Below are 17,121 nucleotides of genomic sequence, written 5' to 3'. Positions count from 1 at the left end.
TTGCGCAAATTACACTTCAAACAGGCAAAATGCCTGCACCGACAAAGGATGAAGGGATGGGACGGAAATGATGAAATATCTTCAAAGCATCGGTCGATCCTTGATGCTGCCTGTAGCCGTACTGCCGGCCGCGGCTATTTTGATGGGGATCGGATATTGGATAGACCCTTCTGGCTGGGGATCGGGCAGCGCGGCTGCCGCTTTCTTCATCAAAGCCGGGTCGTCTATCATCGACAACATTCCGATTTTGTTCGCGGTCGGGATCGCGCTCGGCATGTCGAAAGGAAGGGACGGCGCCGCCGCTTTGAGCGGATTGGTCGCTTATCTGGTGATTACGACCCTGCTTTCGACGAACACCGTGGCTTTGCTGCAGGGCATCGATGCCGCGAACGTGGACCCGGCTTTCGGAAAAATACAAAACGCGTTTATAGGCATTCTGTCGGGCATCGCGGCATCCGTAATGTTCAATCGCTTCAGCCATGTTCAACTTCCGGCCGCCCTGGCTTTCTTCAGCGGAAAGCGGATCGTTCCCATCCTGACTTCCGCCTTGATGATTCTCGTGTCGGCCGTCTTTTACTTCGTATGGCCTTTCGTTTATACCGGATTGGTTTCTTTCGGCGAAACGATCAGTACGATGGGCGCTCTGGGAGCAGGCATATACGGATTCCTGAATAAGCTGTTGATTCCGATCGGTCTGCACCATGCGATCAACTCCGTGTTCTGGTTCGACGTGGCGGGCATCAACGATATCGGGAATTATTGGGCCGGCACCGGCGTAAAAGGAATCACGGGCATGTATCAGGCGGGCTACTATCCGATCATGATGTTCGGGCTGCCCGCGGCGGGACTGGCGATGTACCATACGGCAAACACGAAAAAGAAAAAGCAGGTCGCTTCCTTGATGCTGGCCGGCGGCTTCGCTTCTTTCTTTACCGGCGTCACGGAACCGATCGAATTCGCGTTCATGTTCGCCGCTCCGCTACTCTACGGCATTCATGCGGTATTAACCGGCATTTCCATGGCCGTCGCTTCGCTCTTCCATTGGACCGCCGGCTTCGGATTCAGCGCGGGACTGGTCGATTTCCTGCTAAGCTCCAGACTGCCGATGGCCAACCATCCTTATATGCTGATGCTGCAGGGTCTGGTTTTCTTCGCGATCTATTACGTCGTGTTCCGCTTCCTGATCGTGAAGTTGAATCTGAAAACCCCTGGCCGGGAAGACGACGAGGCGAGCGATCCGGACGGGACCGAGACGAAAGCCGTAAACAAAAACGATAAATTCGCCGCCATGGCTTCGGAAATTTATGCCGGGTTGGGCGGACAGGAAAACGTGACGTCCATCGACAACTGCGTGACCCGCTTGAGAGTCGAGGTGAAAGATTCTTCTTCGGTCGATCAAGGGAAAATCAAAGCGACGGGCGTACCCGGAGTCGTCGTAACCGGCAGAAACAGCATTCAGGTCGTGATCGGCACGCAGGTTCAATTCGTCGCCGACGAAATCAAAAAAATCCACGCCTCCTGACCGAAGAATTCGAAGGAAGCCCGGAACGCGGAAAGGACTTAAAACATGAAAAGAATATTGGATTGCACCGCTTCGGATTTCCGGAGCATGAACGGTCAGCAGTTGAAGCAGTCGATTCGGGCATCCGAAGGAAGAGCCATTCTCGCGGAAACGATGACGTCCGTCGCTCCGCTGTATCCGAGCGTCACCAACGCCGAGCTTGCCGCCGCGTTCGGCGCCGACCTGCTGCTGCTGAACCTGTTCGACGTCTTTCGTCCGTCGATCGAAGGCTACGAATACGAATGCTCGGAAGGCGAATCGCTCGTTCGAAAAGTCAAAGAATTGACGGGACGGCCCGTCGGACTAAACCTGGAACCCGTCGATCCTGCAGCCGGGCGGATCGAGGAGCTCCATGCCGTTCCGCTCGGAAGGACGGCGGCCGAACAAACGTTGAAGGAAGCGAAAAAGCTGGGCTTCGACTTCGTCTGTCTGACGGGGAACCCGAAAACGGGCGTAACGAACGGCGAAACCGTTCGGGCCATCGAAAGGGCGCGCGACGTTTTCGGCGAAGAAGGCTTGATCATTGCGGGGAAAATGCACGGCGCCGGCGTCGCGAACGAAACGGGCGGCAGCATCGTTTCCGAAAAGACTATCGCCGACTTCATCGAGGCGGGAGCCGATATCATCCTCCTGCCCGCTCCCGGAACCGTGCCGGGTATCACCTTGGAGATCAGCGAAAAGCATGTGCGCTCGGTTCATGCTAAAGGCGCGCTGGCCATGCTCGCGATCGGCACGAGTCAGGAAGGCGCGGACGAGCAGACGATCCGACAGATCGCTTTGAACAGCAAAATGGCCGGCGCGGACCTCTGCCATATCGGCGACACCGGTTTTTACGGAATCGCGATTCCCGAAAACATCATGGCGTATTCGACCGCGATTCGGGGGAGAAGGCACACTTATGTCAGAATGGCTTGTTCGGTCATGCGTTAGAGACCGCCTTTCCCGGCTTTATCCGCACAAAAAAGGCGCTTCCCCGAAAAGGGAAAGCGCCTTTTTCTTTGCGAATGTCCGGCAGGACTTCCGGCTTTACTTCGAAGCCTGATAAGCCGCCAAGAATTCTTTGACCTTCGCCGGATCGGCGGTCAGAACGTTGCCGGTATCGACCAGCGGGCTGACCGTGGAAGCGGCTTTGATCTTGTTGCCTTCGTAGAACTTCAGAATCTCGTCTTGATTGATCGAATACAGCACGGCTTTGCGCAGGTCCGCGCTCTTGCCGACCGGACGGTTCTCCGAGGTATTGAACAACAGATACGATACGCCGTTGCTCTCGATCTTCTGCAATTGCAGCTTGGAATCGCCTTCGACGACGGAGAATTTGGTCTCCGGCACGCCGTAGTACGAATAGATCTCTCCGCTTCGGAGAGCCGCCAGCGCGCTGTCCGCGTCGGCGATAAAGCGCACGTTGATGTTCGAGATCTTCGGTTCGTTCTCCGTGCCCGGCATATAGGCCGGGTTCTTGACGAACTTGGCTTCGTAGTCGTTCTTGGTCGTCAGGATATACGGTCCGCTGGCGTACAAGGTATTGTTGTAAGCCGCGCCTTCGGTGACCGTGTTCTGATCGCCGTAAGGAATGTCTTTGGTCACGTCGAACTTCGCCACGTCGTACGTGTTGATGCTCTCGACCTGTTTCTTCGAAACGATGCCCGCCGATTGGTGACCCAGATAGTTCAGGACCTGCGGGAACGGTTCGGTCGTCGTCAGCTTGACGACTTGGTATTTGCCGGCTTTGTTGTCGGCTTGTTTCTTGTCCGACACGAGTTCGGAGATCGGAGCGTCGAGGCCTTTTTCCAGCGCCGCGCGCACGGTGCCGCCGCCTGCCGCGTTAACCGCGTCCAGCGCGGCCGGATCGGTAACGGCTTCGACCGTCTTGATATGTTCGTGGAGCGAGTACGTGCGGTGATCCGGCACGGAATCTTTGTTTTTCGCGCGGTCGAGCGCGAAGATGACGTCGTCGGCACCTACGCGTTCGCCTGTGTCGACGGCTTTGCCGTTCTCGACCTTAGCGAAGTCGATATCGTCGCGCAGGATGAAGTAATACTCCGAATTGCCTTCGGCGATGCTGAAATTGCGCGACAGCGAACCGTCGGACGTGATCTTGTCGTCGTCGGTCAGATTGATCAGGCGCACGTACATATTGGTGTTGATCGTATTGATCGAACCGTCGTTGCCTTTGATCGGGTCGAGCGACGTCAGCGTGGACGCGGACTGCGTCAGCACGAGCGGCTGCGTGGCATTTTTGGACGTATCGTTGAATTCGATGTCTTCCCAAGCCAGCGCGCGGGATTTGGACAACCGAACCGATTCCGGCTTCAGAATCTCTTTGTTGATCGCTTGGCTCTTGTACGAGATGTAGAGCGGCGCGATATACGCGTTATCGAAAACGAGCTTCTGCTCCAGCTCTTTGTATGTAGCCGCGTACTCTTCCGGCGATTCCTCGGCCGCTTTGTCGATCAGCTTGTCGATCTCCGGATCGGACAGGATGCTGTAGTCGCCGCCCGTCTTGAACAGCGAACGCACCGCGTAATCCGGGTTGCCGGTTACGGTCGTCCAGCTCGACAGCGCGACGTCGTAGTTGCCGGCATCTTCCTGCGCTTTGAAACTGCCGTAGTCCGGCTGAAGGTTCAGCTTCACGTTGAAGCCGTTTTTCGTGAGTTGGTCGCGGATGATGTTGACGTCGGATTCGCCCGACGTCATCGCCAGCAGCTCGATATCGACCGGCGCGGCGGCTGCCGTATCGGAAGCCGCTTGCTCGCCGCTTTCCGTCGATGCGGCCGGAGCGGCCGTATCGGATTTGGTCTTGACCGACGAGCAGCCCGCCAGAACCAACAGCAGAGACAGCAGCAGGACGGTCAGCGTTTTGGTGAATTTGTAAGATTGACGCATGATTTTCTCCCCTCCGTAAACGGATTTCTGTATTTGATTTGAAACTTTTCGGGCGAACGGTCGCGATTCTTGCTTCTCTCCTTAATCCAGCTTCGGATCGAGCGCGTCGCGCAGTCCGTCGCCCAAGAAGTTGAACGACAGCACCAGCGCGATAATCGCCAGACCCGGATAGACGGCGAGGTAAGAGTTCGTTTCCAGATACGCGCTTCCGAGCTTCAGAATGTTGCCCCATTCGGGAATATGCGGTTCCACGCCGAGTCCCAGATAACTGAGACTGCTGGTGGAGATGACGGCCGTGCCGATGGTCAAAGTCGCTTTGACGATCATCGGAGCCAGAGAATTCGGAACGATATGCTTGAAAATGATGGACAGGCTGCCCGACCCGAACGCTCTCGCCGCGTCGACGAATTCGTAGGTGGAGACCATCAGCACGTTGGCGCGCATCGTCCGGGCATACGTCGGAATCGCGCCTACGCTGAGCGCAAGGATCAAGTTGACCGTGTTCGCGCCGAACGCCGCGATGATCGCGATCGCCAGCAGAATGCCGGGAATCGAATACAGGATATCGAGCGCCCGCATGATGATATTGTCCGTCCGCCGGCCGTAATAGCCGGAGATCGCGCCGAGCGCGCCTCCGATCACGAACGGAATCACCGTGGAGATCGCGCCGACGATCAGCGAGATCCGGGCGCCGAACACGATCCGAGAGAACAAATCGCGGCCGAAGTTATCGGTGCCCAGCGGATACGCCAGACTCGGCGTCTGAAGGATCGCGCCGTAGTTGTTCTCCACCGCCATGCCGTAGTCGAAGGTGAACAGGCTGCATACCGACAGCGAGAACAGGAAGAAGATGAAGAACATCCCGAGCATCGAAGTCGTGCCTCGCGCCAGGCGGTCGATCGCGTCTTCCCATCTCGGCGAAGCCGGCGACTTCTGAGTGCGGATCTTCGCCAGCAGCACGATGCCGAGCAGCAGCGCGAACAGATTGCCCGTCGCGGTCGTCAAGACCAGAACCAGCGCGACGCCGGTCATCCAACCGGGAATCGCTCCGCGTTTGACGAACGCGGCGATCAGCAGCAGCGCGGCGAACTGGATCACGGCCACGATCAGCAGCACCAGCATGCCGAGCGGGAACGTATCCGCCACGTAAGGCTTGAACAGGTTAAGCGCCGAGACGGCGATGACTCCGATCTGCGTGAGCAGCATATACCCCGCGAAAATATATTCCGGCGTCTTGACCTTCTTGATCAGTTGGAACGCCGCCGCGGTCGCGAACACGTTGCCGGTCGCCAGACTGAGCAGTTGGAGCCACCCGAGCGTCCGCGTTCCCCGGCGAATATAGCCGACCTGCGTCAGATCGCGGCGGATCAGCAAAGCGATGACGATCTGCACGAGCGTGAAAAACGCGTACGCGGCGGCGATCGTCAGCGTTCCCGGCTTGACCGCTCCGCTGCCGTAATCGAACGCGTTCGCCAGCAGGATCAGCGTGAGCAGCAGCGAAGCGATCCAAGCAAATCCCGCCTGCGCGTATTCCGGCGACGAATGCCGGCCTCCGCCGACTCCGGCATCCAGTCCCGAAGCGGATGCCGAAGCGCCGGGTTTCGACGGTTCGGTGACCGATAATTCGGACATGTGTCGTACAACCCCTTTCTTTCTCTGTCTTTATCCGTGCGCTTGTGCGCTTCTGGTAAGCGGTCATTAATACTGCTTCATTTTGGTCCGAATTCTCGGGTCGATGAACGCATAGAGGACGTCGATGACCACGTTGACGAGCGAGATCACGATCGCCGTGTAGACGACCCCGCCCATGACGGCCGGAATGTCCGGCACGAACTGCTTGTCGACGATATAGCTGCCGAGGCCGCTGATATTAAATACTTTCTCCGTGATCGCCGCTCCGCCGAGCATTCCGCCGAACTGCAGGCCGATCACGGTCACGATCGGAATCAGCGCGTTGCGCACGGTATGTTTGGTCAGCACGGTGCGCCGCCCCAATCCTTTGGCTTTGGCCGTGAGAATATAATCTTCGTTCATGACCTCGAGCGTGGACGAACGGGTCATCCGCGCCACCGCTGCCGTCAGTCCCGTCCCGAGCACGATTACCGGCATGATGAACGACAAAGCGTTTCCGGGCGTATAGGTCGCGGGCAGCCAACCGAGCTTGACCGAGAAGCCGAGGATGAACACCAGTCCCTGCCAGAAGTTCGGAATCGACAACCCGATCAACGCGACGAACATGAAGCTGTAATCGAGCCACGAATTGCGGCGCGACGCCGACAGAATCCCGATCGGCAGCGCCACCAGCAGCGCGAGGACGAGCGAGAACGAAGCGAGCATTAAAGTCACCGGAAACTTCCGCAGAATCGTCGCCGCGACGTCTTCGTTGCCCGCGAACGATTTGCCGAGATCCAGCGTCAGAACGCCCCGAATGTTATCCCAGAGTTGAACCAGATACGACTGATCCAGCCCGTAAATCCGGTTAAACGATTCGATCTGCTCGGCGGTAGCCGTCTCCCCGAGGATATTGGCCGCGGGGTTCATCGGAGACAGGTGCAAGATGGTAAAGACAAGAGCGGATACGCCGACCACCACGAACAGCGTCATCAGCAGACGTTCGAATATGTATTTCGCGTACGGATTGGCGTACAGCGCCATCAACGCGACCATCGGCAGCCCGATCACCGCGGCGAACGCCGCAAAGATCGGATTCGCGATCAACGACTCGAAAGTCGCCGCATAATCGTCTCGCGGCACCTGTCCTTGTTCGGCCCGTTTCGCCGCGATCTCTTCGGCTCTCGCTTGCAGCCGTTCTTGAACTCGCCTCTCGACTTCCCGCTTATTCTCCGCTTCGCTCGGCGCCTGTTTGAAAAATCGCTGTTTGGCCGCAAGCTGCCGCGCGAATTCTTCGCGCAGTTCTTGTTCATGGCCGGAGGCTTTCAACTCTTCCAGCGCAGCGGCGCGCAGCTCCGCATAACCTCCGCTTGACCGCCTTGTCAGCCACACGGCAAGCACGAACAGGTTGACGGGTGCCCCGAGCAGCAGCAGCCAGAAGCGGTAGCCGGGAATGCCCAGCATCTTGCGATATAGACGTCCGACCGGCGCATGCCAGGCGGAACGCTGACTTTTTAACGCAGCTCCCATAAAAAACTTGCCTCCCAAAACGTTGCAAAGGTATAATTCGTTCATAGCTCTTAATTCCGATTAACATACTCGTATTTATAAATCGTATTTTATGGGGCCCGATCCCATAAAGTCAAGGTTTCGCGAAAACATTTTTGGAACCGTCGCAGGGCGGATTACATAAGAGGGAGTGCTGAAGATGGAAAAACTGCTGGAAGTCCGCGATCTGCGCGTTTCTTTTTCGGCCCGAGAGACCGAGACGGAAGCGGTTCGCGGCGTCAGCTTCGACTTGCGCAAAGGGGAAACGCTCGGCATCGTCGGCGAATCGGGCAGCGGCAAAAGCGTGACCGCGCGGGCGATCATGCGGCTGCTGCCGGAAGCGTCCGCGCGGGTCAAAAGCGGGGAGATCGTCTTTTTGGGGCAAAATCTGGCTCGGAAAACGCGCAAAGAAATGGAAGCCGTGCGCGGACGCGATATCGGGATGATCTTCCAAGATCCGATGACTTCGCTGAATCCGACGCTGCGAATCGGCGAGCAGATCGCGGAGACGCTGCGCAAGCATCGGAAAATGTCCAAACGCGAAGCGCGCGCCGAAGCCGTCGAGATGCTGAAGTTGGTCGGCATTCGCGACCCGGAGACGCGTTTCGATCAATATCCGCACGAATTCTCCGGCGGCATGCGCCAACGGGCCATGATCGCCATCGCGCTCGCCTGCCGGCCGTCGCTTCTGATCGCCGACGAACCGACGACCGCGCTCGACGTGACCATTCAAGCGCAGATCTTGAACGTCATGAAGCAGATGCAGGAAAAACTCGGTACCGCCATCATCCTGATCACCCACGATCTCGGGGTCGTCGCCGGGATGTGCGACCGCGTCGCCGTGATGAAGAGCGGCGAGATCGTCGAAGAAGGCCGGACGGAAGATATTTTCGCCAAGCCGCAGCATCCGTATACGCGGAAGCTGCTTAACGCGCTCCCGCGGCTTGACGAACCGAAGAAGCCCAAAGCCGCTTCGGAAGCGGCAGCTTCGGGCGAGCCGCTGCTCGAAGTCCGCTCGCTGCGCCAGCATTTCAATCTGGGCAAAGGCCGTACGCTGCGCGCCGTGAACGACATCAGCTTCTTTATCCGCGAAGGCGAAACGCTGGGCATGGTCGGCGAATCCGGCAGCGGCAAATCGACGACCGGCCGCGCCATCCTGCGCCTGCACGAGCCGACGGGCGGCGACGTCTTGTACCGGGGCATGGCCGTCAACCGGCTGTCGCCCAAAGAAATGAAGCTGATGCGCCGCGAGATGCAGATGATCTTCCAAGATCCGTACGCGTCGCTGAATCCGAGACTCAAAGTGCTGGACATCATCGGCGAAGCGATGGACGTGCACGGCTTGTCGAAGAATCCGGCGCAGCGGCGCGCTCGCGTCGAAGAACTGCTGGAGATGGTCGGACTCGATCCGGCGTTCGCGCTGCGCTACCCGCACGAGTTCTCCGGCGGTCAGCGTCAGCGGATCGGCATCGCCCGCGCGCTCGCCGTCGAACCGAAGTTTATCGTCTGCGACGAACCGCTGTCCGCGCTGGACGTATCGATCCAATCGCAGGTCGTGAAGCTGCTCGAAGATCTGCAACAGAAGCTCGGCCTGACCTATCTGTTCATCGCGCACGATCTGTCGATGGTCAAGCATATCAGCGACCGCGTCGCCGTCATGTACGCCGGCAAGATCGTCGAGCTGGCCGAGAGCGAAGAATTGTACAACAACCCGCAGCATCCCTACACCAAGTCGCTGCTGGCCGCGATTCCCGTTCCCGATCCGGCGATCGAAGCGAAGAAAAAACGTACGCTGCTCGAGGAAGACCACGGCGAAGACAAATACGGACTGGAAGACTCGGAACTGGTCGAAGTATCGCCGGGACATTGGGTGGCGATTCCGGGGCAGGCGCTCGCAGGAGATTGATCGACGGCAGGAAGTTAGCCGGTTATCCGTAACGCCCTACCGGTATCGGGCGTTCTACAAGAAGACACCTCCGCGGGTCGGAGGTGTCTTCTTATGGGAAACTGGCCCTTGACCGAATTAAACCTAACCTCGTAATCGGTCAAGGGACTCTTATGCTGAACGAAATAAGAGGAGCTTCGATCCGAATCTTTCGAAAGGGGAATCTCGGTGTCCAAACTCGAAAAGATCTTGCTTACCCTGCTGCTCGTCTGCATGATGACTTGCGTCGTGCAAAGCTTCATGTATCGGTCGCTCAATCCCTTGATGGTGCTTCCGCTGCTCGCCGGCTGCGTGATTATCCGCGTCTTGACTCAAAAAAGACAATCGAGATGAACAAAAACAGCCGCGATTCGTCGCGGCAAACGTCAAAAAAGCGACCTTGCTTCCCGTTTCATACGGAAAGCAAGGTCGCTTTTGCGTTCATTTCTTGCCGGATTGCCGTGCAAGCGAACGATAACCGTTAAGCCAGCGTCCGCTCCACCGCCGGTTTCCCGGCCGCCGCTTTCTTCACCATGCTGCGCGCGATGTGCACGCCCGCCGCGCCGGCCTGCGCCAGACCGCGAGTGATGCCCGCGCCGTCGCCGCCGCAGTAAAGCCCGCGGATCTCGGTCTCCAGCGTCTCGTCGAGCTTCGGACGGGCGGAGTAGAACTTCGCTTCCACGCCGTAGAAGAGCGTATGCTCGGACGCGATGCCCGGCGTGACTTTCTCCAGCGCTTCGACCATCTCGATCAGGCTTTTCATCGTGTTGTAAGGAAGCACCAGACCCAGATCGCCCGGCACGGCTTCTTTGAGCGTCGGTTCGAGGAAGCCTTCGCGGATCCGATCCGGCGTGGAGCGGCGGCCGCGCAGGATATCGCCGTACTTCTGCACGATCACGCCGCCGCTGGACAGGTCGTTGGCGCGTTCGCAGATCTCGCGGGCGTATTCGTTCGGTTTGTCGAACGGTTCCGTGAATTTGTGCGACACGAGCAGCGCGAAGTTCGTGTTATGCGAACCGAGCGCCGGATCTTTGTACGAGTGGCCGTTCGCCGCCATGACGCCGCTGTGGTTCTCGACGACCACGTGGCCCGAAGGGTTGCTGCAGAACGTGCGCACGCGGGTGCCGACCGACGTGTTAAACACGAATTTGCCTTCGTACAGATGCTCGTTGATCTGGCGCATCACCACGTCGGACGTCTCGACGCGAACGCCGACGTCCACTTGGTTGTTGGTCAGCTTGAGGCGGCGCTTCTTGAACACGTCCGACAGCCAAGCCGAACCGTCGCGTCCCGGCGCGATCACGACGCGCGGCGCTTCGAATTCTTCGCCGTTCTTCAGACGGATGCCGCGCACGACATGCTCCCCGTCTTCTTTGACCGTGATCAGGTCTTCGACTTCCGCTTTGTATTTCATCTCCACGCGCGGCTTGAGGTATTCGAAGATCGATTTCAGAATCTCCAGATTCTGCTCCGTGCCGAGGTGGCGAACTTCGGCGCGCAGCAGCTTCAGCCCTGCCGCGTAAGCTTTCTGCTCGATATCGCGCACGGTATCGGTCGTCGGATCAGTGATCGACCGCGTCGCGCCGTGTTCGAGGTTGATCGAGTCGACGTATTGGATCAGTTCCATGACCTGCGAAGGAGCCAGATAGTCCGTCATCCAGCCGCCGAATTCCGTCGTGATATTGAACTTGCCGTCGCTGTAAGCGCCCGCGCCGCCGAAGCCCGCCGTGATCGAGCAGGCCGGCAGGCAGCCCGCGAACTCTTTGCGTCCCGCGGCCGGAGGACAGAACTGGACTTTGTTTTCCAAGATCGGACAGCGGCGCTTATAGATATCGTGACCTTTGTCGACGAGCAGCACTTTCCAATCCGGAGCCTGACGGGTCAATTCGTAGCTGGCGAAGATCCCCGCGGGGCCCGCGCCTACGATGATGCAGTCGTATTTGACGGAAGGTTGGGCTTGCTGTTCGTTCAATTCGAGCGTCGTGGAATCGGTCATGATGGGTGGTCTCCTCCTCTAATGGACGCATACCGTGCTTCGGATTTCGGCAGCCCGGCGAATCGGCGCGGCGGCGAAGTCGCCCGCAAACGCGCAAAAAAGCCCGGCTCCCGGCAGGTATGCAAAAGCATCCTATCCGTAGCCGGGACTTTACGGTTCCCTGGTAGAGACTCCCGAACCTTATCTTCGGGAATATACGAATGATTATATGTGTATGAATGAAATTGTTCGCGTTTCAACAAAGATCATCATAACGGATCATTCGGACGGCGTCAAGCCGTTTCGACTACATTATTCGATTTTCATTTCATTAACAGACGTATATCTAGTTTCGAAAAGCCATAAATCCAAAATAAACGAACATTAACCTTGATCTAAGCATTATTCATTCACTTTCGACTCCGCTTTTGCGAACGGTGTCCAGAAGCTTATCCTGCCATTTCCCCAACTCGTCCGGCTGATCTTCGGCTCGCATGAACTGCACGAACAAGATCTGCCGATCCCCGTTTCGATCCAGCGTATACACCAGCCCCGCGCTTTCCGCGATTCTGGAACCGCCTTTGCGATCGAAATCGCGGAAACGAAGCCGGTCCATCAGCTCGTCGCGATCCGCCTGCGGAAGATCCGGCTGAAGCACCTCCGTTACGTAACGAATGACGTCGCGATCGGCTTCCGTTTCCTCGCCGGTTCCGTTCGAAGGGCCTAATCGGAACGCCAACTCTCTCAGTTCGTTGCCTTCCGCGTTGGTCCAAGCGTTATAGCCGTAACCTTTCGCGGCATCGCCGAAATTCTGGCGGTTCTCGTTCAGCATCGGCAGCGCGCCGCTCAGCAGTTGACCGTCTTTGTCCGCCGCGTTGATCCTTACGTCCTCGCTGCCGGCTTTCGCTTCCCAGCGGCTGCGAAACTCTTCGTACGTCAGCGGTACCAGCGGATCGGCGATGCCTTCAGGCATCTCTTCTCCGTCAATCCCCGGAATCGATGGAGCATCCGGATAGATGATCGTATCGCTGCCTTGCCCTGCCGATACGCTCGGCGTAGGGCCGTTCGGAATGCCTGTCCCCGAATCGTTTCCTTGCCACGGCAGAATCAGCATCGCGGCCGCCGCCAACGCCAACGCGCCCGCTCCGATTCCTCCGCCTGCCCACAGCTTCCGCTTCCGGATCTGCCGCGTCTGCCGCTGCTCCGACTCCCGCGGCACTTTGGTCCAAGAACGGATTCCGCTCATGATCTCGCCGCGAATCTCCTCCTTGCGCTGCGCGCTCAGCTTCGGGATGTCCATCAGCCCTTTGTCCGGTCTGTGATCGCCGCTTCCCGGCCGTCCGTTAGTCCCCATCGCTCGCTTCTCCCCCGATCCATTGTTCGAATTCCCCGTTCTTGCGCAGGGCGCGCAGCGCCCGATGGCTGACCGTCCGCACCCGGGCTTCCGTGCAGTCCAGAATAGCCGCCGTTTCTTTGACGCTCAGCTCTTTCTGATACAGGAAAAAGATCACTTCCCGATGCGAAGGCTTCAGTACCTCCAGCATATCGAATACTTTTTTCCGGCGCTCTTCCGTCAGCAGCACGTTCTCCGGCTCGTCCGCGGTCGGCGCCGTTTCTTCTTTCGCCGCCAGAAAACCGAGCGGCGACCAGCGCTTGCGCCGCAGCGAATCCAAAGCGGCGTTGCGCGCGATCGCGATCAGCCACGTTTTCGGCGAAGACTGTCCTTTGAACGCCGACAGATTCCGGTACGCCTTGATGAATACCTCCTGAAGCACGTCTTCGGCCTCGCTCCCGCGATCCCCCAGCATAAAAAACAAATATTGATGAATATCTTCGTAATACGACTCGAACCATTCGGCGATCAATCGTTCTCCGTCCGATTCGCTTGCCATCTCTCGGTATGATGTCATCGCGTGTCCGTTCGGCCTCGGCGTCGGGAACGTCATCCCGCTTCCTCCGGTACTCCGCTTCGCCAAGCCGCCGCCCCCTCTCTGTCCTCTTTTCCTATTAGACGCGGCTGCGCCGAAAAATATGACACTTTCGCTGATCCGGCAGGAATTTCCGCTTCGATCTTGAATAACCGTTAGCGGGTCGGTCCATGATACGGCCGAAGGAGGAATGTACATGCAGGTCCGTTTAAGCGAATATACCCCCGATTGGCCGCGGCGCTTCGAGGAAGAAGCCGCTTATTTGCGCGACGTCTACGGCGAGCTGATTCTGCGGTTCGAGCATTTCGGCAGCACGTCCGTGCCCGGCATGAAAGCCAAGCCCGTCATCGACATGATGGTGATCGTGCGCGACATTACGGTCGTCGACGATTATAACCCGCGCATGATCGCGGCCGGTTACGACGCCGCGGGCGAATGGGGCATCCCCGGACGAAGACTGCTGCGCAAAGGCGGCGAAGATCGCACCCATCATATCCATTTCTACGAGGACGGCAATCCGCAGATCGACCGCCACCTCGTCGTCCGCGATTATCTGCGCGCGCATGCGGACGAAGCCGAAGCTTACAGCGCGATAAAAGAAGAACTGGCTTCGGTGCACTTGGAGACGAGCGGCTACAGTCTGGCCAAGAAAGCGTACGTCTCCGATCTGGAAAAACGGGCGTTGGCGTGGCAGTCGGCGCAGCAGCAGAGTAGCGAGTAAGAAGCGCGCATACGCAAAAAGCCCGGACTTCACGTCCGGGCTTTTTACCATGCAGGCGATATTTCTCCTCAAAGTCCTTTAAAATCTGTGATCCTGCATCCGCAGTCCGCGCCGCAGCCCATCCAGATCCAGACCGTCGGCGGCGAAAGCCGCGCGGATCAGGCTCGGCGGCGTGAACTCGTCGTATTTGCCGAGATAAGGCGCTTCGAATTCGTCCAGCAGCGACAGCGGATCTTCCATCCTTTCGCTCTCGGACAAGATCAGATGCTGGAGTTCGTCCGCGTCCGTGCGGCCGGCGACCACCATATAATGCGGCTCCATCGGCACGACCGAACGTAGCGAGAGCTGCTGCGACAGATGGTTCTTGATCAAGCGCTCTAACGTGCGGAACTCCCGGCTGCCGATCCACGGCATGATGAACATCGAATCCCCGCCCGCGGGCAGTACCAACCGTTCCGTCAGCCCCGTCTCGCGGGACAAACGGCGCGCGCGTTCGAGCCGAGCCGCCGCGTTGGGCGCCAGATACGGATAGAGCGTATTTTCCCGCAGAATCTCGCGCATCTTCCGCAGAATCCGCGTGTGCATATCGCCGCCCGCGCCGAGCCAGAGCGTATCGACTTTGCCTTTGGCATGTTTAACGTAGACGGCTTTGTGACGGTTGTCGACTTCGTCGACTTTCCACAGCCGACCCGCCAGCGAGAAACAATACCCGGCAGGAGGCACCGTCGTGATCGAACCGATCTCTTCCGAACCGTCGTAGACGACATGTTCTTCTTCGTCTTTGAACACGGCGTAGAACCGGTAATGGCCGGAGACCCGCTCGCCCATCATGCCGACGATCAAGTTCCCGTCTTCCGTCTGCTCGATATGGTCCGTCGCCAGCAGATATTCCAGTAGCTCGCGGTACTGATCCGTCGTAAAGTCGGCGAAAGGCGGCAGCGTCAGCACCGCGCGCGCCAATTCCCCGGCTTCGGCTTCGCCGAAACTCCGCAGCACGCTCATCGTCTGGTGATACAGCAGACCGAGCGGAAGCTGCCGCACCGTCTGCGGCTCGATCCATTTCTCCTTAACGTACAGCTCGCAGACCGCGATCGCCCGCAGCAGCGTCCACGGCATCCGCGCGGGAAGCTGCGCTTCTTCGTCGTCTTCTTCGGCGCAGACGAACATCATCTCCGCGACCGAACCTTCGCGGCGGCCCGAGCGCCCGAGCCGCTGCACGAAGCTCGCGCAGGAATACGGCGCGCCGAGCTGCATGACGCGCTCCAGACTGCCGAGGTCGATGCCCAGTTCCAGCGTCAGCGTCGCCGCCGCCACGGCCGGACCGCGGCCTTCGCGCAGCGCCGCTTCGGCTTCTTCGCGCAGCATCGACGAGATGCTGCCGTGATGCACGTGGAACACGTCGGGCTGCTCACGCATCGCGGCAATGCGGCGCATCTCCAGAATGGTCGTCTCGGCCGTGGTGCGGCTGTTGGTGAAGATCAGCGCCTTCTTCAGATGCGTATGGTCGTAGACGAAATTGTTGTACGCTTTCTTCGCGTTCTCCAGCGCTTCCGTCTGCCGCTCGTCGCGGGCGTCGGGCATGGCGAAGTTCTCGATCGACAGCCGCAGCTTGCGACCGCCCGGCGGCGAGACCAGCTCGACCGGCATATGCGTGCCGCCGGCAAGCCAAGACTTCACGGACTCGTAATCGCCGAGCGTCGCGGACAGCCCGATCCGGCGCGGCCGGCAGCCCGCCATGCGCGACAGCCGTTCAAGTTGGCTCTGCACCTGCGCGCCCCGGTCCGCGCCCATAAAAGCGTGCACTTCGTCGATCACGACAAAACGCAGATCGCCGAACAGCGCCGGAATGGCGTTGGGGCGGTTCATCAGCAGTCCTTCCAGCGATTCCGGCGTAATCTGAAGCACGCCCGACGGATTGCGCATGACTTTGGTTTTCTCCGACTGCGGCACGTCGCCGTGCCAATGCCAGACCGGAATATGCGCGTCGCGCATCAGCCCTTCGAGGCGCTGAAACTGGTCGTTGATCAGCGCCTTCAACGGCCCGATATACAAGATGCCGACCGAGCGCGACGGCTCCTGATCGAGCAGCGTCAGCGCGGGGAAAAAGGCCGCTTCCGTCTTGCCCGAAGCGGTTCCCGACGCGATCAGCATATGATGGTTCGTATCCAGAATGACCCGGCTGGCTTCCACCTGCACTTCCCGCAGTTCTTCCCAACCGCTGCGGTAAATATACTCCTGAATAAACGGAGCCAGCCGGTAAAACGGATGTTCCGCGCTCACAGGTCAAGCTCCGCGAGAATATCGTCGAGATTCTCTTCGTCCGCATGGGCCGGAAGCGGCGGATCGCTCGGCCAGTCATGGCCGCGCTCGTCCTCGCGCTCGCGAGTCTCGCGCAGCGTCTCGACGTTCTCGCCGCTCTGGAACCCGCTGCCGCGCGGGCGGAGCGGAGCGGGAGCTTCGGAAGCGCCGTGGTTAGGCGCGGAAGTCTGCGAAGCGGACGATGCAGCGCCGTAGCTCGACGCGGAAGGCTGCGAAGCGGACGGCGAGGCGCCGTAGCTCGGCGCGTCGGGGCCTGCCGCCGCGCGAGTCTCGCGCGCGGCTCCGCTTTGAGCGGCGTCCGCTTCATAGGCGGACGCAGGGGAAGCGGTCCGCTCCGCTGCGCGAGCGGACGGGGTACTTCCGCCCGCGTAGCTGTCGCGGGCGCTTCCGGCGCTCGGCGAGCTCGGCGCGCCGTAGCCGCCCTGCCCGCGGCCGGCCCCGTAGCTCTGCGCGGGGGCGGTCGCCCCGCCCGGCGCGCTTAGCGCGCCGGGCTGCTCTGCCGCGCCGACGCCGGCTGCGCCGCGAGGAGCTCCGCCCGAGCCGCCGCTAAGGCCGGCGCAAGCGCCGCTCGGCGCGGAGCGGCCGAGCACGCCGGGCAGCAGCTCGTCGAATCCGCGCTCCGGATACTGATGGAGAGGATAGATCGAAAGC

Annotated in this window: 13 protein-coding genes and 1 riboswitch; of the genes, 5 read left to right on the top strand and 8 right to left on the bottom strand. The window is 59.3% G+C overall.

Annotated elements, in window-relative coordinates; genetic code table 11:
* Nucleotides 1–67: 67 nt before the first annotated feature.
* Together nagE and CDO73_RS07560 are read left to right on the top strand one after the other, a co-directional pair.
* A complete protein-coding gene (nagE, locus tag CDO73_RS07565) occupies nt 68–1,522 on the top strand; it encodes an N-acetylglucosamine-specific PTS transporter subunit IIBC (protein WP_088487916.1) in 1,455 nt (484 codons plus the stop codon).
* Nucleotides 1,523–1,567: 45 nt separating this feature from the next.
* A complete protein-coding gene (locus tag CDO73_RS07560) occupies nt 1,568–2,491 on the top strand; it encodes a DUF7916 family protein (RefSeq protein WP_088487915.1) in 924 nt (307 codons plus the stop codon).
* A gap of 96 nt (nt 2,492–2,587) precedes the next feature.
* Here CDO73_RS07560 and CDO73_RS07555 read toward each other — a convergent pair whose 3' ends face one another.
* The 3 genes from CDO73_RS07555 to CDO73_RS07545 form a co-directional block, all read right to left on the bottom strand.
* On the bottom strand, nt 2,588–4,444 hold the full coding sequence (locus CDO73_RS07555; RefSeq protein ID WP_088487914.1) for an ABC transporter substrate-binding protein: 1,857 nt from the start codon (nt 4,442–4,444) through the stop codon (nt 2,588–2,590).
* Nucleotides 4,445–4,525: 81 nt separating this feature from the next.
* Nucleotides 4,526–6,076 carry an ABC transporter permease gene (locus tag CDO73_RS07550; protein WP_088487913.1) on the bottom strand — a complete coding sequence of 517 codons (1,551 nt, stop codon included), beginning with the start codon at nt 6,074–6,076 and terminating at the stop codon, nt 4,526–4,528.
* Nucleotides 6,077–6,142: 66 nt separating this feature from the next.
* Complete coding sequence (locus tag CDO73_RS07545) at nt 6,143–7,585, bottom strand: ABC transporter permease subunit (RefSeq protein WP_088487912.1); 1,443 nt, start codon at nt 7,583–7,585, stop codon at nt 6,143–6,145.
* A gap of 178 nt (nt 7,586–7,763) precedes the next feature.
* On the opposite strand from CDO73_RS07545, the gene CDO73_RS07540 reads away from it, so the two are divergent.
* A complete protein-coding gene (locus CDO73_RS07540) occupies nt 7,764–9,509 on the top strand; it encodes an ABC transporter ATP-binding protein (protein WP_088487911.1) in 1,746 nt (581 codons plus the stop codon).
* A gap of 207 nt (nt 9,510–9,716) precedes the next feature.
* Complete coding sequence (locus tag CDO73_RS26700) at nt 9,717–9,881, top strand: hypothetical protein (RefSeq protein ID WP_179218617.1); 165 nt, start codon at nt 9,717–9,719, stop codon at nt 9,879–9,881.
* A gap of 127 nt (nt 9,882–10,008) precedes the next feature.
* Here the strand turns inward: CDO73_RS26700 and CDO73_RS07535 are convergent, their stop codons facing one another.
* The 3 genes from CDO73_RS07535 to CDO73_RS07525 form a co-directional block, all read right to left on the bottom strand.
* Nucleotides 10,009–11,523, bottom strand: a complete 1,515-nt coding sequence (locus CDO73_RS07535) for an NAD(P)/FAD-dependent oxidoreductase (protein ID WP_088487910.1) — start codon at nt 11,521–11,523, stop codon at nt 10,009–10,011.
* Between the two features lie 119 nt (nt 11,524–11,642).
* A riboswitch (purine riboswitch) is annotated at nt 11,643–11,743 on the bottom strand.
* Nucleotides 11,744–11,908: 165 nt separating this feature from the next.
* The gene (locus tag CDO73_RS07530; RefSeq protein ID WP_088487909.1) at nt 11,909–12,856 is read right to left on the bottom strand and encodes a hypothetical protein; all 948 of its coding nucleotides are present in this window, start codon (nt 12,854–12,856) and stop codon (nt 11,909–11,911) included.
* Nucleotides 12,846–13,478 carry an RNA polymerase sigma factor gene (locus tag CDO73_RS07525; protein ID WP_179218616.1) on the bottom strand — a complete coding sequence of 211 codons (633 nt, stop codon included), beginning with the start codon at nt 13,476–13,478 and terminating at the stop codon, nt 12,846–12,848. The genes CDO73_RS07530 and CDO73_RS07525 overlap by 11 nt, the downstream gene beginning before the upstream one ends.
* A gap of 148 nt (nt 13,479–13,626) precedes the next feature.
* Here CDO73_RS07525 and CDO73_RS07520 point away from each other — a divergent pair, with 148 nt between their 5' ends.
* The gene (locus CDO73_RS07520; RefSeq protein ID WP_088487907.1) at nt 13,627–14,151 is read left to right on the top strand and encodes a GrpB family protein; all 525 of its coding nucleotides are present in this window, start codon (nt 13,627–13,629) and stop codon (nt 14,149–14,151) included.
* A gap of 78 nt (nt 14,152–14,229) precedes the next feature.
* On the opposite strand, the gene CDO73_RS07515 is transcribed toward CDO73_RS07520, so the two are convergent.
* Together CDO73_RS07515 and CDO73_RS26695 are read right to left on the bottom strand one after the other, a co-directional pair.
* A complete protein-coding gene (locus CDO73_RS07515; RefSeq protein WP_088487906.1) occupies nt 14,230–16,431 on the bottom strand; it encodes a DEAD/DEAH box helicase in 2,202 nt (733 codons plus the stop codon).
* On the bottom strand, nt 16,428–17,121 hold a 694-nt coding region (locus CDO73_RS26695; protein WP_218821619.1), incomplete at its 5' end, for a hypothetical protein. The genes CDO73_RS26695 and CDO73_RS07515, both read right to left, overlap by 4 nt.

It is taken from the genome of Saccharibacillus sp. O23 (assembly GCF_002205895.1).
Classification (GTDB): domain Bacteria; phylum Bacillota; class Bacilli; order Paenibacillales; family Paenibacillaceae; genus Saccharibacillus.
This window is presented reverse-complemented; position numbering and strand designations above follow the sequence as displayed.